Genomic DNA, 20,300 nt, shown 5'->3' with positions numbered 1-20,300 from the left:
AGATTTATTTTTACGTCTTGTCATTTAACACCTCAATATTAGGACATTGTCCATTATTAAAGTGTCCGGCTCAATTAAACCAGTTCAGCCTGAGCATACCCAATCTATGTATTTTTTTGCAAAGGGTAAACGCTCAAACTCAATTAACGTAAATATATCGAATCGTAACCTTCCTTTAATATCAAAACCAGAACTTAATTACTATTCGGTGGGTGACACTGTGAGCCTATTGGGGCAACATTTTTCAGATGATACGCTTGTTTTTATTAATGATATAGAAGTTAAACCTACAATTATAAATAACGAAAAGTTGACTTTTGTTGTCCCTGGCGGCGTCAGCTCTCAAGCTAAATTAACAGCTAGAACAACTTATGGTACAAGTAATACAGTCGTAATTAAAATTGGTGATGAAGTATTTTTAGATTACAGCCAATTGAACATACCCAATGAAGTATTAGCACCATTATTAGTAACTTCTTTAAAAACACCGACCAACCAAGAAGAGCAGCTTGGCGATGATTTAAACATTAACTATATTTTTGGTGGTGTTAGTGATGTTGTTATAGCTCTTTATATTGATGAAAATGGTCGCCCTCATGAATTTATTAATACAGTTGTTTTTCAAGCAGAAAAAAGTATTGTGATTACGCCAATTCATATAGCTGCTTCTACAGTTTGGTATAGTGGTGCTTTAGGTAATAACATAGAACAGGGAAGGTGGAAGGAGGCCTTTAAAACAATTAGTTTTAACGAAGACGTCAAAGTATTTGCCAACTTTATTGAATCAAATTTAAGTAACCCACGTTACATTGAAGATAATTCATCCACCTATCTATCTTTGTTAAATAAAGCAATAGCGAGTTCAAAAAACTCAATATCAAACTGATAAGCAGCATCAATAAGTTATTTATTTTCAAACAGTAAAAACCAAAACTTAGTTAAGGATAATTATGAAACTCTATAAATTTTTAACATTAACATTACCATTATTATTATCTAACCTTGCTTATGCTGAGTCGGAGAAAGACTTAATTACTAAAATGTGCCACGACAATGCTATAAAGATCGTAAATAAGGATTTCGATTCCTATATACAAGATTTTCATCCTAAGGTTGAATCTATAAAAAAATCTAAACAGTTTCTTCATAAAAAGTTTTTAAAGAAAGCGGCAAGGTATGAAGACTCTATTAAAACAGCAGACTATAACAGAATATCCTTTTCAACAGAGGAAGGTAAGAAAAATACATTTTTTGATGTTGAAAAGTCCGTCATTGTAGAGATAGAGTTTTTAAATATAAAAAAGGGAAGTAATCATTTCCTTTGCCAGTATGGTTTAGATAAAGACTCTCAGAAATGGTTTAAAACAAGTCTTTAACCATTTTTTTTGTAAAGCACCTAGCTTATAGTATAAAAATAATTAAGCTAGGTGCTCTCTACTTATTTAAAGAAATAACTTTAAAAGGAATAATGTGCAAAATATTTTTATTACAGTAATTACAGCCAGCTTAGTTTTATTAACAGGCTGCACCAATGGCGAAATTAAAATGACCTCGTTTAAAAAGTTTAAACCAGCTGATGATAAAGGTCACCCTTTCCATAGCGTGTTCTTTAATCTAGAGGGAAATAACAAACAAGAATACTGTGAAATAAGTTTCCCCGGTAAAATCCTTGAAAACAAAGCGGAGATCGATGGCCCAGGTATTAACAACTTAATGATTGGGTGTTCGTTTGATGGCTATAAAAATGTAGGCATGCCAATAACATCAGAGTACTTTAATACAACACTTAAATTTATTGGTGGAAATAAAGCCACGCTTAATTTTCATGGTGAATTAGTGGCGGATCATGGTGTAAGTTATGAAGCAAGAACTGTTGGCCCTGTAGAGTTTGAATATTCATTGTAAATTGGTTAGCTAAATAGTTTTTACTGCATCGCAATACGCTAGAAGAAGGAACCTTTAAAACGTGAAAGATTCACTCTCGCACTATATATATAACAATGTAAAAAACATGCCTGTTTTTGCACATAATGATAATTATAAACTAAAAAATACGGGGCGCTGGCCACAAAAAACAACAAAACAGTGGTTGATGTTTTTTGTAATAAATACACTTGTTGCCGTTATTTTTGGATTAATCGGCATAGACCTTACCCCCAATAAATATCCTACCTATTCAGATCCACAACTAATCCAATCAATAGTTTTAAATTTATTACTCATAAATACAATCCGCTTTGTTATATGGGTTAACCATAGTATTAAATGTGCCAAAGATTTAACCGTAGATAAACATACAGGCTGTGTAGAAACCATTGAATTTACTAAGCCGGTTAAAGTAACGGTAAAAGCATTTCCGACTAAAAGTACTGATTTTAAAATTGTTACCGGGGCGGTAATTGAATACCAGAACAATAAAAAACAGGTTTTTAATCGCTTATCGATATTACAGCTTCCTGAATTTGTAGATTGGTTAAAAGAGAAGCATGGTGTAAGTATTGATTTAAAAACTTCATTAATTACAAAATTCCCACTGTATTTTTTATTGTTAATTACTTTTTTCTTAATGATTTTGTTATTTTTTATCTAATCCGTCAAAGGGGAACTTTGATTTTATAAAAGAGGCTTTATGGACTTTTTGTGTAACAAATTTAGGCGATTTACTAACTCATATAGCGCGGATGAACGCCTTGAGAAAGATAGTAAGGCCGATTTAACAACGTACCCTCTATTAAAAAACTTCACTAAAAAGCAACTCTACCTACACAGTGTAGTAGCTTACATTGTTGGGTTTTTATTAACCTGTTTTTTTATAAGTGAAGGTAGGGTGTACGATACTAATAATAGGCCTGAATATGTTGTACTTTATTTTACCGGCTTTTACTTTGCTGTTTTAATCGCGTTTCTGTTTTTTAAACGCGGTAACAAACAATCAATTACCCTCTATCATGACTATTTTGAATTAAAAGGTGCTGGCAGTGTAAATAAAAAATTTTACTATCGGGATATTGAAGAGTTAACTGTGGGTAAGTTTGATTACACTATAGTAAAGCGTATTCGCGGAACGGTTAGTCGCCATGAAAATATTAAACTCCCATTTTTTACTCATGCTACATTTTTATTTACTAATAAAGACACACTGACAATTAATCGTATAAACCTTTTTATGCTGCCTGAAATGATAGAAGTAATGACTAAAAGAACAGCTGTTGAAGTATCTTATTTATTTCCACCAGTCATTAAGGCTATAGCAGTCATGTTTACCGCACTTTTTGTAACTGTACTTACAACCATGGTTGTTGTGCAAACATACTTAGCTTAATAGGCGTTTAGTGTTACTGTAACTGAGTTAAATTGACATAAAGATTATAAAAACAATAAACACAAGGAATAAACGTGAAAAATAAAACATTAATAACGGCCATAGTAGGGTGTTTATTTAGTGCATCAGCTTTTGCAATGGAGCGTTTTCATGGACTTGAAGATGGTTCAGATGAAAATTTAAAATCAGTATGTAAAGATTATATGGTAAACAGTTATTTAAAAAATGATCCCGCACTGTTTTTTTATTTATTACCTGAATCAGTAAAAAATATGGAAGATAAAATTGAGAAAAGCTGGTTTGAGGATCATACAAAAACGTTTGGTAATGATCCAGTTGTTGAGTATGAATTACTAGAATTTGATAACGATTTAGAAAAAAAAGAACACCGAGGCCATAAAGTTAAAATCATTAATATTAAGTACAAGGCAGGAAAAATGGACAAGCTTAAAAGAAGTATTTGTGCATTTGAGCAGTTTAAAAATGGCCGGTGGTATTTAGGTCAAAAACCTTAAACTCAATAAGGAAGGCTTAGCCTTCCTTTTTCATCATTAAAAATTCATTTGTCGTGTTGGTGTATCAATGAGTTACAAATTACAAAAACAAAGCAATGAGCAGCTAATATTTACAGATAATGGCGGTGTCTCAGGGGTTATCTTTCACTTTTTGTTAATGTGCTTAGGCGCGTGGCTAATTTATATAGGTGTTATAGGTATATATGAAACAGGTGAGTTGGTTTGGTCCAGTATAATAATTTTATTGGGTTTGGTGCTGTGCACGCCGGTATTAAAAGTCAATAAAGTAATACTCAACGCTAAAAATAAAGATATTGTGAGTACACGCTCTTGGCTTGGCTTTGTTACTAAAAAAACGCATATTATTAATTCACAGTTATCCCTTGTTGAAGTAAGTGGTTTTACAACAGGTGAGTTTGAAAAATTCTTTGATCCAGAAAACCCAGTACTAGAGCATTTTTCAATGAAGTTTTTTAGTTATCCAGAGCTCACAATGAATATTGCGACACTTTCAGATATTTTAAAATCAGTTGCTTTTTTAGAGGCGCATTTTGATACTGATTTGGCGCTAGTTGCTGGAAATCGTAGGCATAAATTAAGTATTGATGGTTTAAAAACTAAAAGCACAGAGTCTGCTGATATTCCTAATGACCGTTACTATAAACAAAGTAACGGTGGTGAGTTAATAATAACTGCCAGACCCGTTACATCACCGCAATTTTGCTCGTACTTAATGCTAATTTGGTTGTTTACATTATTTACTATTTGGTTTTTATTTAATCATGCACACCTTATAGGAGCACAATATTTACCAGCCGCTCTACAGTCAGTTTTATCAGTAATACTCATTGTGCTTGGGGGGTATTTAAGTTCATTAGTTATTGGCCGTAAGCGGTTTAGCCTAAGCAATGGCGATTTAATAGTTAAAGCTACTGGGGTCAAAAACAAAGTTATAAAGTTAGGCGATGTTTGGGGCGCTGCCAAAGTCGCGCGAAGGACTTACCTGCTAACTAAATCTGGCGCGATTTGTTTAGGTTATAACTTACCAAGAAAATACAGTATCGCCATACATGATTGGTTTGCAAAAGCTATCAATAAGTAGGTGCCTATAGGTATGTAAGTTTGAATGGTTGTATTAAATTAGGTACGATGACCTCATGAACTAAAAAAGAATAAATTTTAGGCAATCAATAAATACTTTAGCGGACTAAACAAACAAGGATGAACTTTTGAAAATACCCCTTATCTACTTCTCACTATTGAGCGTAAGCAGCGCTTTTAGCTTGCTAAGTCATACAACCCCGGCTAAAGCAAAAGCAATTCAATCGCCACCACATGTAGGCACGTGGCAAAACAAAGATGAAAACGGCGATGGTGTGGTTGACGAACAGGACGATTATCCTTTTGATAATACCCAGCCTAGGTTTATAGGTGGTCAAGAGAGTGTAATAGTCAACTTATTAAGAAGCTAAATATGACTAATAATGAACAGCCATCCAGTCTAGACGATAAAAAATGGTTTAAAAATGTTCACTTTAAAGAGCAAGATACCTTATGCCCAACGAGTGAAATTAAACTTCCTTTATTGCGTTTATTATGTCATTTGTCTTTTCCAATAGAGTTATTATTTAGCGCAACTTTAATTACGCTTTCATTGTTAGCCGGACTTTGGTTAGTTGACAGCTATAGCTTAGCTAGCTTAGTTGTTTATTTACCGCTTCTTATTGGTACCCTATTTTTAAAACGTATTCTTATATGGCGCAAGTTTGGGTTTAGTTCAAAACACGTGATGACCATAAGTAAAGATAAAATTAAAGTTAACCCATTTATAAATGATTCATTAAAACAAAGCAGACTATTCAAAAGGGATGAAATCGAGTCGGTATTATTTAATTACAGTTTTATTACTCATGTATCTGATACACAAATTCAAGTAAATGCTGCGCTAAATAGGGCTTTTATAAACCTTAAAACAGGCGAAAACATTGAGTTGAACGTTAACCGAGTGGGGTTGTTTAATGTTTTGTATTTGTTGTATTACTTTGATTACCCATTAATTTATAAAAAATCATTTGAAGGAGGGGGCTCTAGTATCGGCTATATATTCTTACGCGTTTCTGGCATTTTAGCTAACTTCCCTATAATAGCGATGTACCTTGCCGAGTTTTAGTAAGTAGCTAATATTAGAGCGCTTCAAAATCGCTGTGGAAACTAGTTAAATAGGCTAGGTAACTTAACAGGTTTCATGTCGTGTTAAAACCTAGCTCTAATTAAGTTAATATGAGAACTTAATTAAAAAATGGCTAGCGGATATGAGTGGCTTTTCAAAGCCAATTGCATTGGCTTTGTAATATAAAAAAATACCCATGCATACTAATATGTTAAGTTTTAATTTACGAGTTAAAGTATTAGAATATTTAACGTTTTCTAAATAAACTAATTTTTTAGAACAGAACTATAAAAAAAGGAATTTTAATGAATAATAAAGTTATAAAAATACTCCAAATATTTATAATTTATCTAATTGGTGTATCAAGTGTACATGCAAAGCCATTATTGTCACCATATCCAAAAGCAAAGCTAGATGATTCAGTTACTCTAGCGGGTGAAGAAACTCAGTTAATGACAAAGTTTGATCCTAATGCAGAAAAATCTAAGCAGTTTGAGTTTACAAAATTTATTGGTGATACAGCTCATTACGCATATGAGATAAAAAATGTAGCTTCGTTAAAGGTTACAAAAAACTATGAAAACGCCTTAAAAGATGCGGGCTTTGAGGTAATTTACAGGTGTTCTTTAAGTGAGTGCAATTCTGGGAAATATAATAATGGTAGATTGATATCAGAAAAGACTAGTTATTTTAAAGCTTATAACTACTATAAAAAGCCTTATTATATTTTTGCTACAAAAGGAGGTGACGAACTTAAAGCCGCAATTTCATTATTCGTAGGACAACATAATAATGAAACAAAAGTGCTATTAACCTCTGTGGATATAAAAGACATTGAAACAGGCCTTATCACGGCCGATTTTAATGCATTTAAAAAACAAAATGACACAAAAATAACAAAACCCCCTCGCAAAGATATAGGTGGGTCGGCTGACCATCCGTTAATTAGTCGTTATCCAGGCAGTTATATTGAATATTACGAACAAGTAGATTATGAAGAATTCAGCTTACCTATTGGTACTGTTGATAAAAAGACCAGAAAGCTTCCAACACTTGATGTAACTGGCGATTTAACACAAATTACTTATGTTGTGAAAAATGTGTCAACACTTAAAATTTATCATAACTATCTAAGTGCGTTAGTAAAAGAAGGGTTTGAAACCATATTTGCTTGTCAAAAATCTAGGTGTGGTTATAGACCTGAGGTACAAAAATTAGGGGATACTATTTCTATATCACAGGTCTACAATTACTGGCATCAGCCGCGATATAACGTAATGAAAAGCACATTTGAAGGGCAGACTACTTACGTAGCATTTTTCATAGGCAACTATAAAGGTGACTCTCGTATACAACTTGTAGTTATGAGAACCGAGCCACTATTAACAGGGTTAATAGAAACAAATAGTGATAAAGTACTAGAGCAGCTCAAGCAAAAGGGTAAAGCGTCTATTTATGGTGTACTGTTTGACTATGATAAAGCAGTTATAAAACCTGAATCTAAGCAATCTTTAGATGTGATAGCACAAGTTCTTGAAAAAAATAAAAAATTGAGTTTGTATGTAGTTGGGCATACAGACGACAAAGGATCTGCAGAATATAATCTAGACCTTTCTAAACGAAGGGCTAATGCGGTAGTTAAAGCGTTGATAGCTGATTATGGCATTGCCAAGACAAGGTTAATCCCTCAAGGTGTTGGGCCTTACTCTCCGGCAGCGACTAATAAAAATGAATTAGGGCGAGAGCTTAACCGTCGTGTTGAGTTAGTTGAAAGGCTGTCTGATGCAAATTAAGGTATTTTAAAAATATAATATAACCAACTTAGTTAATGCTAAAAAGCTAAGTTGGTGATTATTGCAATGCTAAAAATAAAGATAGATAACATTTTCGCTAGTTGGAAAACAGCCACGCGCACTATGCTAATCTTAAGGATGTGTATTAAGTATTTATTATATAAGTACTTAATACACATCTTTTTTAGCTTTTAGCGTTATCAGCACTAAATTATAAAAATTGGATAATTAAACAAGGATGGACTCTTGAAAACACCACTAATATATCTTTCGCTTTTAAGTGTTAGCAGTGCTTTTTGCACGCTAACCTATACACCAAATTCACATGCAAAAAATATCCAGCCAACCACCCATATAGGTACATGGCAAAACAAAGATGAAGATGGCGATGGCGTGCCTGATGAACACGATGATTACCCGTTTGATGCTGCTAAAACTACAATGTCGGTTGTTCAAGAACAAGAGTTTAATAATAACGTTGGCCAAGCAAATCCAGTTGGGAATATACCTTTTAAAGCGGCGGGGGTTATTGCTAAAAATGTAGATATAGATGATTTTAAATTTAACATCCTCAGCTCAATGCTATTTGAAGACTTATCGGTGACGTTTATACTTTTTAAAGATGATTAACGTTTTACACCGTCTTTAACGATTATTAATAATAATGGCGATGTTATTTCTTCTATACCAACAAACATTGAACACTTTGGTAAAGTTGGTCAGGTTATTACCTTCTCGCCCAAGCAAGCGGGTGAATATAATTTAAGTATTACTGATAGAAACAACTTAGGTGCAGATAGCTTTACATATACGGTACATGCGTTTATTGATATAGATAAAGACGCCGTTCCTACAAACAAAGAGCTTGCTTTGGGAATGAACCACCTTGGCCAACATACCGATGATGATAAAATACCCGATGGAAATGAGTACCATATTTATACAGCTAACTTTAGCCCTAGCCATGATGCTGACAATGATGGTACTCCAAACTGGCTTGATTTAGATAGTGATGATGATGGCATTACTGATGCTATAGAACAAACCTACGATTTAGATGGGGATAAAAAACCAGCCTTTATAGACTTAGATAGTGACAATAATGCAATTTTAGATTCAGAAGAATTAAACTTAGTTGAGTTTATCCGTTATGACCTTGATGGTGATGGCATCCCTAACTTTTTAGACACTGACGACGATGGTGACTTTTTGTTTGATGAAAATGACTCTCAGCCACTAGAAAAACTAATTGCTATAAATAAGTTATACCCATCAAATACACCAGTGATTCGTTCTGCGACATACTCTCATAGTGACCAAGCAGTATTTATTAACAAAGTTAGGCCTTTTTTCCCTGCTAATTTAAATGCAGAAAACCTAAAAGATGATGCGACACATTTGGTAATGTTAAAAGAGGATGATAAACAGCCAGTTGTTAATTTACCAGTGACGATTACATCAGAGAATAAAATTGAATTTGTTATACCTAATTATCCAAAGGTAGCGTTGGGCGGAGAACCCATTACATTTTTTCTAGCTATAGATGGCTATAAAACCAACAGTATTGATGCCACACTACTGCATCCAAAAACACCAGTTATTACAGGTATTCCGACTAGAAATGTAGTCAAGGGCGATAAAGTATTAATAACTGGTGTAAATTTAGAAAGTGGTACTGCATTAGTTTTTGCAGATGGCCCAACAATACAGTTGGATTATATAGATGCTACTAATGCTAGTTTTATTGTGCCTAGTGATGTTGGTACAGGCTGGTTTAGCTTACAAAATGTATATGGTGAAAGTAACTATTCAAGTATCAAAAAAGAACACGTTATATCGCTAAAGGTTGTCATGCCTGATTACTTACATATTAAGGGGCCTTTTTATGTAGATAATTTAGACGAAGAGTTTTATGGCATTTATGCCTTTAATAACAAACAGGTACAAATAAGCTCAACCACTGATTATATTTCTCTTTATTACAAAGATGGCATTCGATTATTCCAAAGTTACATAGCCGATGATAGCCAAATAGAGCTAAGTGTTGATAGTACGCTTAAATCTTTTGTTTTACGTGCTTTTGCATATCAAAACAAAGTTGAGAATGTGCAACAGTTAAAAAATAAAATAAGTGATTTAGAATCATACAAAGAGTTTAAATATTGGTACGAAGAAAATTTGCAAAAAGAGTCAATTGACGCATTTTTAAAAGATGACTCTTATAGCATTATCGGTAAAGCCACAGCTGTAGCCGATGATCTTTATAAAAAGCTAAAAAGTGAACGTAAAAATAATTAAGAGTATATAAAAGGAACGTTATGTTAAAAAAACAATGTGTGTATTGCTCAGTTCATTAGCTTTACAAGGGTGTGTAGACTCCCACTTATTGACTGGGGTTATTGAAGATTAAATTAAGTTTGAATCTGGTGATGGCATGTTAATCTATGATGTAAGCATTGAGGGTAGTAAGCATAACTGCACCATGCTATTGGCTGTGATGGGAGAGGACTTATGGGCGCTAGAAAACGAAGATACCTTATTAGGGGGGGTCGCATGTATAGATAAAGAAGGTCGAATTTTATCTGGTCCTCCAGAAGTAGATAGTTTTACTTGGAAACCAGTAGAGGGCGGCTTTGAATTTACTATGAACGCGACTGCTACAGAACAAAACAATAAAAGTGAAAAACTCAATATTTACACAACATCCCCCTTATTTGTTTCGTTAACAAAGGATTTGAAATGAAATCACAATTAATAGCGCTTTCTAGCATCATATTTTTAAGCACAGCAGCTTTTGCTGATGAATCTAACGTTAATTTGCCTGCCAAGGATAATCAAGATCCATTATTTATAAAAAAATGCGAAGAGTTTAGACAAGCAAAAGCTGATAAAGACATTGATACCTTGATGTCTTTTGTACCAAAGCATTTTAAAGATACGGATGACGCAAAAAAACGCGCTATCGCATACTTGAGTAAAAAGGCAGAAAAATTTCAAAAGTATGTAACAAGCCCTGAATTCGAGGTTTTATCTCAAAAATTATCAACTGAATCGAAATCTAATTATGCACAGGTTGACATAAGAGCCCAGTCTGGTGAAAAAACATTCGTGTCTGACGGCTGTGTATTTGAACTTACCAAAGAAGACGGTTGGATAATCATTGTTGCCTCTAGCTAATTGTTTTTCGACTACTTTAAGTATTTATATGTTATGAGAGCTTGCAATTAAGCATACTTTTTTATTCAAAGAGGGAATTTTGGCTAATTCAATTATATTAAAATCACTATTAGAAACGATTAAATGGCTATTCATTTGGCTAACTGTAGCAGGGCTTGTACTAGGTGTTTTAAGTCAAGGCTTGATTTTTGATACAAGCGATGGACTTGACGTTTTATTCATTTTTGCGCTTTTGATGTTTCAACATCGGTTAAAGTTTGATGAACACAAGAATCAAATAGATATAAAGTTAGGTGCTTATTTTTTTAAGAAAGAACTCTTCACGTATAGTCACCACACCATTGATACAAACAGTATAAACACAAGCTCGTTTAGAGCAGATAAAGCTATTAGCGTGATTGATATTAATTACACTTCAGCAGAGGGGAAATTGAGCACTTATACGTTTAGGTGCTTCAAGCAAGCTAAACAAGCGCAGCTAGTAGTAAGAACGCTTTCAACCGTTGAGCGCGTTTATACAGCAAAACGAGAAGAGGCCGAGGCTGAAAAAACAAACTCAGCAACGGTAAGCAAATTTACAAAAATATTTCCGCAACATACTATTTTGGGTAACGCGGAGGCTAAAAATAATATTCCCATACTTAGGTGCGCGCTACCGCTCCCTGATAGTAAGAAAAACTTAGTTCATTTTATCGTCGTGTGTTTTGCTTTGCTTACGCTATTTATTGCTTATTCATCACAAAATTGGAAATCATCTTTTGCATTTTTAGTAATAACTTATGTAAGTTATTACTTTGCTAGGGCTATTGTTTGTAATAAATACTATTTTATAAAAACAGCGCCTCTAAGCTCCATTCTAGTAAATGATAACGAGCTTTATTTACCCGCACTATTATTTACTGATAAAACACCACGTACACTAACTAAGCAGGATATTATTAGCATTGAGGCTAAATGGAATTACGATTACGACTCAGTTGAAGGGTCTGCCAGGAAAACTAAAAGGTCGCATTTAATCTCACTAGTATTTAATACAACAAAGGGGCAGAGTATCCCACTGTCTCATTGGAGTGTTGATAGTAAAACACTTGTGTTTTCATTATTAAAATATAAATATCCAGTATCGTTAGACAGAACAAGTCAAATGGTTTACCCACTTAAGCTTCATGTGGGATTATTCGTTTTTTTATTTATACTCATTATACTTGTTATGAACCTAGAAAAAGTTATGTCTATTTAATGTATTTGATACTTTAATATAGGCGCTAACAACAGCTTAATATAGCGTGGTTACATCGCTTTTTAACTCCTAAATTTTAAGGATGAAACTTTGAAAAACATAGTAAAATTAATAATCATTTTAACTGTAATTGTATGTGGTTATGCCAACGCGAAAAATAACTTAACACTTAATTATCAAGTCACTAAAGAGTTAAATCATTTCGCATTTATTAAAATAAAGGTAACCGATAAATACCTGCGCACAGATTATATTTTGCCAAATAAAACATTTACAGAAATGACTGTTAAAGATGATGGGCAATATATTTTAGATCATCAAAAAAATATCGCATACAGGTTAGATTATGCAGTAAATAAAGAAAACAGTGATAAAGCTTTAACGGGCATGTTACAACATGCCCCAGGATTTACTAAAGAGCAAATTTATGAAATGAGCTTAGATCCTAAAAATGACCCTAATAACTACATTGCCTATCAAAAGGAAGGGGATAATTTATTTGTAGGGTATTTAGATGGTGATAAAGTACAAACAGTTAAAACGAGTGCATTCCCAAATCAGCTTTTATCATCTACCGAATATACTTGGCTGTTAGAACGAGCGCGAGAAGATACTTATTTTGGTAAAGCGTTTGTTGGTTTTTTAGATGTGCCTTTAATAGACTTTATGCGTAAATTCAAGTACGACACAGATCAATTACCGACTGAAATTACGCTGCACAATGAAGGAAAAGCTGTTTTTTTAAAGACTGTTAGTAACGATGACATAGATCAAGACGATCTTGAGATAGAGTCTAAGTTTATTATTAAAGACATAACACATGAATCGATTCAATTTTTGAATAATTTAAAAAATGTCGCCAAAGAAACAGGGGTAATAGAATGAAAAACATCACAGTAATAATTATTTCATCTTTAATCGCTTTATTTATATTGAGCTATGGCCTTTTTTCGATGACTTTAGACACTGAGTCTAGCCCAATAATCAACTATATTTGTATAGGAGGAGGGTTTTTCGTTTGTATGACAATAGCCATATTTGTTGTCAAAGAAGGTTTGCATAACCAGAAGACTCCTAAGTAGCTCCTCGATTGAGCGCTTGTTCATCTTGGGTTAACTCTTTGAGTTGGTTATTTGTTTTGCCTAATACATTAGTACTTTAATTATTAAAAATTTTATTGTTAATAACGATAAGTAGCTAGTTTTGGGCTCCTTTTTTAGCTTTCAATACACTATACTGTAGTTAGAAAGATTCAGTGGTGAAGGTAAATGTTAAAAAGGAATGTATTTATAACAGCAGCAAGAGGTAATAAATTATTAATTGTTGCTATTATTGTTTTTTTAGTTATTGCATTGCCTTCAGCGTATGTGTTTGAACAAAAAGTGCGTGCGGAAATATACAGCGATGCGCACAATGAGCTTAGTCGTGAGCTTGAAACAAAAGCGGCGTCTTTAAAAAATCATTTAAACGACAGTATTACCGCTATTCGCTTTTTAAACGCGACTCCACCCATTCAAGGTATTTCTAGAGCAACCGACAATCAATTAATTGACCCACTTTTACAGACCCCCATTGCTGTATGGCAAGACCGCCTTGCGGATATTTTTAGCGGGTTTATGCGTACAGACGATTCTATTTTGCAAGCACGATACATTATGCTGGCAGAAAACGGCCAAGAAATAGTACGTGTTGATCGCATGCTAGGAGATATAAATAGACTTGAGGGCGCGCAATTACAAAAAAAAGGGGGGCGAGATTATGTACTTAAAGCCAGTATGCTTGATGAAAAAAGCGTGTATATATCGCCAATTAATTACAATCGTGAAAACGGTGAAATACAAAAGCCCTTTGTAAGCACATACCGTGTAGCTAAACCTGTTTTTGATAACTTAAAGCAAGTATTTGCTATTTTGGTGACAAATTATTCTGCCGATAAATTGTTTGAAAGTTTAACTTTTGAACTCCCTCCTGGGGTTAATATTTACCTGCTTAACAATGAAAGCGAGTTTTTATACCATCCAAACCCTGATTTACGTTTTGGTTTTGAATTTAACCAAGGCAAAACGTGGGGTGATGAATTTAGCCCTTCACAAAACATGAATTTACACGAAACCTTGTTAATAGGTGATATACCAAAGCAGTATTTTTTAAATAAACGAGTAAGTTTTGAAGGCGATATTGCCATGCTGCCTTTAGAGCTTGCGGTTTCTATTGATTCAAAAACGTTAATTGAACGCGTTGCAAAAAGGCGAGAAAGCTTTATTGCTATTATTGCTTCATTTTTTACCATATTTATTATTATTACGTTATTGTACCAGCGTTATATTAACCGCAAGCTGCTGATAAACTCTTTAACAGAGCAAAATAATAAAGTAATTGAAAATTCACTCGATGCCATTTTTACCATAGACAATGATGAAACTATTATTCATTGTAACCAAACCGCTAAAAAGGTATTTGCAACTAGGCTCGGTAATGACAACATCCGCTTTAATGACTTATTTACCCTTGCAGATGAAGACAAAGACTGTATTAGAGAAACCATTGAGCAGGGTTCTAAAATGCCATTTGAAGCGGTGTATACTGATGATGGCAAAAAAGAATATTACTCAATTACGCTTACCAGTGTATTTGATGTATTTAGCAATCGTTATCAAGTTGCTGCTATTTTACGTAATATTAGCTCGTTAAAGTACATTCAATCACAGTTACAGGGGCTCAATAGCACGTTAGAACTTAAGGTAACTCAGCGTACTGTAGAGCTAGAGCGAGCAATTGATCAGGCACTAGCTGCAAGCCAAGCAAAAAGTGACTTTGTAGCTAATATTTCCCACGAGATACGTACCCCTATGAACGGTGTTTTAGGCATGCTTGAAATGCTAAAAGAAGACAGCCTCTCTGAGCAACAACAGCATTATTTAAAATTGGCTAATAACAGCGCTCACTCGTTAATGAATTTAATTAACGATATTTTAGACTTTTCTAAAATTGAAGCGGGTAAGTTAGATATTGATAATCACTCGTTTGACGTAATCTCGGTTTGCAGCGATATGATTAATTCGATTGCACTTCAAGGTCAGCGTAAAGGGTTAGAGGTGTTTTTAAATACCCAAAATGTTATTGATAGAATGGTTATCGGAGATAGCCACCGACTTAAGCAAATTTTAATTAATTTAATCAATAATGCGTTTAAGTTTACGCATAAAGGCGAAGTAAGTTTAACCCTAAACTCTAAATACATTACCGACAGTAAAATTTTAATGAGCTTTATAATTAAAGACACTGGTATTGGTATTGCTCCTGAAAACATAGATAAACTCTTTGATGTGTTTACTCAAGAGGACTCAAGCACGACGCGCCATTTTGGTGGTACGGGGTTAGGGTTATCTATTTGTAAAAAGCTGGCACAGTTAATGGGTGGCAATATCACTGTGAACAGTGAGAAAGGAGTAGGCAGCACATTTGTTGCAACGGTAGAATTACATGTGGCGCAACAGAAAAAACTTAATACGGGTATTGAGCTTGCAAAAGAGGTAAGCGTGGCAGCACTTATTGCACGTGATAACGTATTTAAAAACGTGTGTGGTTTACTAACCCAAACCTGTAAAATTCTGCCAAGCCGCATTACACGGCTCGACTATTTTAGCGAGCACAGTGAGTTTGACGCCGATTTACTGATTATTGATGACGAGCACCCGCAAGTTAATGCGCTAATAAGCTATTGCGAAAAGGCAGATAAAAAATACGTGCTTATATTGCGAGACATGGTGGTTAATAAACAATCTAAAAAAGTGTTTCCCGATCATAGCCACATTTTGCACAAACCGCTCACGCAAGATCAATTTACTTATAAGCTTGGCAGTATTTTTGGCGCTAATAGTGAGTTTGTTTTAACCGCACCCAAACAACCAAATGACTTAGAGCCAGAGCCGGAGTTATCGCGGTATCATGTATTATTGGTTGATGACAACATGATCAATATTGAGGTAGCTAAAGCCATTTTAAAACGCACTGGTATAAAAATTACCTGTGCCAATGATGGCATAGAAGCGCTCTCTGCACTTAAATTTAATCAAGAGCAACCGTTTGACTTAATTTTAATGGACTGCCAAATGCCTAACCTAGATGGCTACGATACCACCAGCGAGATAAGAAATGCTAAAGCGGGGGTTGAGTATATTAGTATCCCAATTATTGCTATGACCGCAAGTGCTATGGAAGGCGATAGAGAACGCTGTATCACCGCTGGCATGAATGATTATATTACCAAGCCAATAAAGCCTAAAACGCTTAAAAATAGGCTATTAACCTGGTTAAACTAAATTGGCTAAGTCAGCAGTTACGCTGCTGACTTATTTGGTTTGGTATCAGTTTGAATAGGTTTAACTATGCTGGTTACATCGGCTGTATCAAGTACTTTTTGCGTATCAGACCAATGCAACAGCGCTATTTTTCCGTTTGGTTGCTCAACTAATGCGGTACAGCTTTCAACCCAATCACCATCATTACAGTACACTATGCCATCTACCACTTTAATTTTAGGGTGGTGGATGTGTCCGCAAATAATGCCATCGACCTTTTGTTTTTTTGCCTCATGAATAGCGGCATCTTCAAAAGCAGAAATGGCTTCACGGGCTTTATGTACGCGTGCTTTTATCCACGCAGCAAGCGAATAGTAGTTACCGCCAAACACTTTACGAACGCGGTTAGTCCAACGATTTAAAAACAGTAGCAAGTCGTAACCTGCATCGCCTGCAATACTAATTAGCTTGTTGTAGCGGGTTGCCGAGTCAAAATCATCACCGTGTAGCAGCAAAAAGCGCTTATTGGCTTTAGTTGTGTGAATAAACTGCTGGTGGACTTCTACACCAAATAAAGTTTGATTTATGTAGTGGCGAAAGGTCTCGTCGTGATTGCCAGGTATATATATTACGCGGGTGCCGTCAAGGGCTTTTTGTTGAATGCAACTAAGCACTTGGTAATGGGATGGGTGCCAATAAAAGTGCCGTTTCATCGACCATAAATCAACAATATCACCCACTAAATAAAGCGTATCGCATTCAATTGAGTTTAAAAAATCTAATAAATAGTCGGCTTTACAGTCTTTATACCCTAAGTGAACATCCGATATCCAAACGGCTGGATAATGCTGCTTTTTGCGCTGTTGATTGTTTGTCATGCCCGTCATCCATAGTGTAATAATTAAACACTGTAGATAAATCTAATGACACTTATGAGACACTTTAGCGAAGCCTCCATGACAATTATCTTATGCCAAGCAATTAAAAGTTTATTGTGTTAGAAGAGGCGATTAGCCGAGCGGCTCTTATATACATTACGATTAAAGGCATATAAAAAAGGCCGCATGTTTAAATGCGGCCTCGTAGTGTGCTTAAGCGTAGATGTTATTAACCTTTAACAGCCGCTTTGATAGTCTCAATTGCGGTGTCTAAATCAACCATTAACTTTTCACCGGTGCGGCGATTTTTAAGCTCAACCTTGTTTTCATCAAGATTACGCTCACCAATAACTAAAGTATAAGGTACACCCATTAATTCCATGTCGTTAAACATAACGCCTGGGCGCTCTTTACGGTCATCAAATAAAACATCGAGGCCGGCATCTTTCAAACCTTGATATAGATTATTAGCAATATCAGGAATACGATGCGACTTATGCATGTTCATTGGCACTATCGCTAAATCAAATGGGGCGATAGATTGTGGCCAAATGATACCGTAATCATCATTATTTTGCTCAATAGCCGCTGCTACAATGCGCGATACACCAATACCGTAACAACCCATCGTCATTACTTGGTTTTTACCCGACTCGCTCAGTACGCCTGCTTTCATGGCTTCTGAGTACTTAGTACCCAGTTGGAAAATATGGCCAACTTCAATACCGCGTTTAATTTGTAAAGAGCCTTGTCCACACGGGCTTGGATCGCCTTCAACAATGTTACGAATATCAGCAACTTGATATTCTTTAACATCGCGATCCCAGTTAATTCCGCTAAAGTGCTCGTCATCTTTATTAGCACCAGCTACAAAATCAGCCATTACGTTAGCAGTTCTATCAACGATAATAGGCATTGTTAAGCCCACAGGGCCAAGTGACCCAGGCTTTGCGCCAACGGCAGCAACTATGTCGGCCTCAGTTGCCATTTCTAGCGGTGAATCAACCAGTGGGTGCTTTTCTGCTTTTAATTCGTTTAACTCATGATCGCCACGCAGTACGAGAGCAACTAAACCACGTTGACCGTTTTCATCTGGTGCTCCGTACACAATTAATGTTTTAACGCCGCGGTGTGGTTTAACACCGTAGTGCTTTTTAAGCTCGCTAATTGTTTTAGCATTCGGTGTAGGAAACGCTTTAAGCTCTTTAGAAGGCTCAGGACGACTTTGAGTTGGTGCTAGCGCTTCTGCTTTTTCAATGTTAGCTGCATAATCGCTTGCATCACTAAAGGCAATTGCATCTTCACCCGATTCAGCAAGTACATGGAACTCATGCGACAAGCTACCACCAATAGAGCCTGTATCAGCAAGCACAGGGCGGTACTCTAAGTCTAAACGTTCAAAAATATTGCAGTATGCTTTATGCATAACTTGATAGGTTTCGTCTAAACACGCTTCACTTAAGTGAAATGAATAGGCGTCTTTCATCGTAAATTCACGCGCACGCATTACACCAAAACGAGGGCGTCTTTCATCACGTACTTTAGTTTGTACTTGGTACAAAGTAACAGGCAGTTGTTTGTAACTGCTAATTTCTTTGCGAACAAAATCGGTGATCACTTCTTCATGAGTAGGACCAAGCGCAAATTCACGATTATGACGGTCATTAAATCGTACCAGCTCAGGGCCAAATTGTTCCCAACGGCCAGACTCTTGCCATAAATCGGCAGGTTGAATTACCGGCATAAGCATCTCTATTGCACCGGCTTTATCCATTTCTTCACGAACAATATTTTCTACTTTACGAAGTACGCGTAAACCAGAGGGCAACCAAGTATATAAACCCGAAGCGACGCGACGGATCATACCGGCTCTAAGCATTAATTGATGCGAAATAATTTCAGCATCTGATGGCGTTTCTTTAAGTGTTGCGAGTATATATTGACTGGTACGCATGATTTTTCCGAAATTAAGTAATATGTTCTTTTTAATAGGGCGCTAAGTTTACCAGCGCTTGCTTTTACACTAAAGCGCTAACTGCACTTTTTAGGTATTTTCTATACTTGTTACTAAGTTATGCTCGCCGTTGACTTGCCAGCGTATATTATAATTATAAAGCGTCATGCCATAACTTTGCTCGCCTTGTTTTTGTTTTTTATAAGCTGGGCGTGGGTCTTGTTTTAGTACATTAGCAATAAAATCTTTAAGCTCAGGGTAGTGTGTTTGTGTCGCAATAAAGTCAATTGCCTCGGGTGTAAACTCAACGCTCATTTGTGTTTCTGGGCGGGTATCGGCAAAGCCGGCACTGGCGTCGTGCATTGCATCTGAATACGGTAAATAAGGCTTTATATCCACAATAGGCGTGCCATCGAGTAAATCTATACCAGCAAGCAGTAAACTAAGTTGGCCATTTTTATACTCTACACCTTCAAGTTTTACAGCACTCATACCAATAGCGTTGGGTCTAAACGTAGCACGGGTTGCAAATACCCCTTTACGCTCATTTCCGCCTAATCGTGGAGGGCGCACCATAGCAGAGTAGCCTTTATCAGCAGTTTCATGAAATCTAAACAATAACCAAATGTGGCTAAATTCTTCAATACCACGCACAAACTCTTCGCGGTTAAACTCAGTGGTAAAAATAAGTTTGGCTTTTGCTTGAGGTACTAAACGGGGTTGTCTAGGTATTGCAAACTTTTGTTTATAGGGAGACTGAATGTGACCAACTGCCGAAATGCTATATTCGCTCATAATGCTTATTTATTTAAAAAATAGGGGAGTATTCTACCTCTATTTATGAGTTATAGCAGTACAGTTAGTGAGTAATATTTTAGACCGTATGGTTTATATGCATCTAAAACAAAGGTCAAGGTGGCGGGTAAACATGGGTTAATTAAAAAAGGTGA

20 protein-coding genes are annotated in these 20,300 nt (G+C 35.5%); 17 read left to right on the top strand and 3 right to left on the bottom strand.

What is annotated here, in order from left to right; all coding sequences use genetic code 11:
- Positions 1 to 106: 106 nt before the first annotated feature.
- The 17 genes from AN391_RS07755 to AN391_RS07670 all read left to right on the top strand — a co-directional run bounded on the left by AN391_RS07755 (position 107) and on the right by AN391_RS07670 (position 16,539).
- A complete protein-coding gene (locus AN391_RS07755; protein WP_055014871.1) occupies positions 107 to 886 on the top strand; it encodes an IPT/TIG domain-containing protein in 780 nt (259 codons plus the stop codon).
- Between the two features lie 64 nt (positions 887 to 950).
- Positions 951 to 1,376 (top strand): hypothetical protein, encoded by a 426-nt coding sequence (locus AN391_RS07750; protein ID WP_055014870.1) that lies wholly within the window; start codon positions 951 to 953, stop codon positions 1,374 to 1,376.
- 94 nt (positions 1,377 to 1,470) lie between these two features.
- Complete coding sequence (locus tag AN391_RS07745; protein ID WP_055014869.1) at positions 1,471 to 1,905, top strand: hypothetical protein; 435 nt, start codon at positions 1,471 to 1,473, stop codon at positions 1,903 to 1,905.
- Between the two features lie 106 nt (positions 1,906 to 2,011).
- Positions 2,012 to 2,590: a hypothetical protein gene (locus tag AN391_RS07740; protein WP_152967889.1), complete on the top strand. Its 579-nt coding sequence runs from the start codon at positions 2,012 to 2,014 to the stop codon at positions 2,588 to 2,590.
- 39 nt (positions 2,591 to 2,629) lie between these two features.
- Positions 2,630 to 3,322: a hypothetical protein gene (locus AN391_RS07735; RefSeq protein ID WP_055014867.1), complete on the top strand. Its 693-nt coding sequence runs from the start codon at positions 2,630 to 2,632 to the stop codon at positions 3,320 to 3,322.
- A 74-nt stretch (positions 3,323 to 3,396) separates the two neighbouring features.
- Positions 3,397 to 3,837 (top strand): hypothetical protein, encoded by a 441-nt coding sequence (locus AN391_RS07730; protein WP_055014866.1) that lies wholly within the window; start codon positions 3,397 to 3,399, stop codon positions 3,835 to 3,837.
- 67 nt (positions 3,838 to 3,904) lie between these two features.
- Positions 3,905 to 4,939: a hypothetical protein gene (locus tag AN391_RS07725; protein WP_055014865.1), complete on the top strand. Its 1,035-nt coding sequence runs from the start codon at positions 3,905 to 3,907 to the stop codon at positions 4,937 to 4,939.
- A 127-nt stretch (positions 4,940 to 5,066) separates the two neighbouring features.
- Positions 5,067 to 5,309 (top strand): hypothetical protein, encoded by a 243-nt coding sequence (locus tag AN391_RS07720; protein WP_055014864.1) that lies wholly within the window; start codon positions 5,067 to 5,069, stop codon positions 5,307 to 5,309.
- Positions 5,310 to 5,311: 2 nt separating this feature from the next.
- Positions 5,312 to 6,007 (top strand): hypothetical protein, encoded by a 696-nt coding sequence (locus AN391_RS07715; RefSeq protein ID WP_055014863.1) that lies wholly within the window; start codon positions 5,312 to 5,314, stop codon positions 6,005 to 6,007.
- A gap of 305 nt (positions 6,008 to 6,312) precedes the next feature.
- Positions 6,313 to 7,800: an OmpA family protein gene (locus AN391_RS07710; RefSeq protein WP_055014862.1), complete on the top strand. Its 1,488-nt coding sequence runs from the start codon at positions 6,313 to 6,315 to the stop codon at positions 7,798 to 7,800.
- Positions 7,801 to 8,046: 246 nt separating this feature from the next.
- Positions 8,047 to 8,430: a hypothetical protein gene (locus AN391_RS07705; protein ID WP_055014861.1), complete on the top strand. Its 384-nt coding sequence runs from the start codon at positions 8,047 to 8,049 to the stop codon at positions 8,428 to 8,430.
- A 240-nt stretch (positions 8,431 to 8,670) separates the two neighbouring features.
- A complete protein-coding gene (locus tag AN391_RS07700; RefSeq protein ID WP_152967888.1) occupies positions 8,671 to 10,098 on the top strand; it encodes a hypothetical protein in 1,428 nt (475 codons plus the stop codon).
- 136 nt (positions 10,099 to 10,234) lie between these two features.
- Positions 10,235 to 10,543, top strand: coding sequence for a hypothetical protein (locus tag AN391_RS07695; protein WP_055014859.1), 309 nt, complete (start codon positions 10,235 to 10,237; stop codon positions 10,541 to 10,543).
- Entirely contained in the window at positions 10,540 to 10,977 is a 438-nt protein-coding gene (locus AN391_RS07690) for a hypothetical protein (protein ID WP_055014858.1), read from the top strand. The genes AN391_RS07695 and AN391_RS07690 overlap by 4 nt, the downstream gene beginning before the upstream one ends.
- Positions 10,978 to 11,056: 79 nt before the next feature.
- Positions 11,057 to 12,217 (top strand): hypothetical protein, encoded by a 1,161-nt coding sequence (locus tag AN391_RS07685; RefSeq protein WP_055014857.1) that lies wholly within the window; start codon positions 11,057 to 11,059, stop codon positions 12,215 to 12,217.
- A 90-nt stretch (positions 12,218 to 12,307) separates the two neighbouring features.
- Positions 12,308 to 13,102, top strand: a complete 795-nt coding sequence (locus tag AN391_RS07680; RefSeq protein WP_055014856.1) for a hypothetical protein — start codon at positions 12,308 to 12,310, stop codon at positions 13,100 to 13,102.
- A 383-nt stretch (positions 13,103 to 13,485) separates the two neighbouring features.
- Entirely contained in the window at positions 13,486 to 16,539 is a 3,054-nt protein-coding gene (locus AN391_RS07670; protein WP_055014854.1) for an ATP-binding protein, read from the top strand.
- A gap of 17 nt (positions 16,540 to 16,556) precedes the next feature.
- Here AN391_RS07670 and AN391_RS07665 read toward each other — a convergent pair whose 3' ends face one another.
- The 3 genes from AN391_RS07665 to tsaA form a co-directional block, all read right to left on the bottom strand.
- Positions 16,557 to 17,396 carry a UDP-2,3-diacylglucosamine diphosphatase gene (locus tag AN391_RS07665; protein ID WP_055014853.1) on the bottom strand — a complete coding sequence of 280 codons (840 nt, stop codon included), beginning with the start codon at positions 17,394 to 17,396 and terminating at the stop codon, positions 16,557 to 16,559.
- A 229-nt stretch (positions 17,397 to 17,625) separates the two neighbouring features.
- Entirely contained in the window at positions 17,626 to 19,350 is a 1,725-nt protein-coding gene (locus AN391_RS07660; RefSeq protein ID WP_055014852.1) for a proline--tRNA ligase, read from the bottom strand.
- Between the two features lie 90 nt (positions 19,351 to 19,440).
- Positions 19,441 to 20,145: a tRNA (N6-threonylcarbamoyladenosine(37)-N6)-methyltransferase TrmO gene (gene tsaA, locus AN391_RS07655; RefSeq protein ID WP_055014851.1), complete on the bottom strand. Its 705-nt coding sequence runs from the start codon at positions 20,143 to 20,145 to the stop codon at positions 19,441 to 19,443.
- Between the last annotated feature and the right edge of the window lie 155 nt (positions 20,146 to 20,300).

Origin of the sequence: Pseudoalteromonas sp. P1-13-1a, assembly GCF_001401875.1 — a bacterium.
Taxonomy (GTDB): Bacteria; Pseudomonadota; Gammaproteobacteria; order Enterobacterales; family Alteromonadaceae; genus Pseudoalteromonas.
Note: the sequence above shows the minus strand (reverse complement) of the source record. Positions and strands in the feature narration are given on the sequence as shown.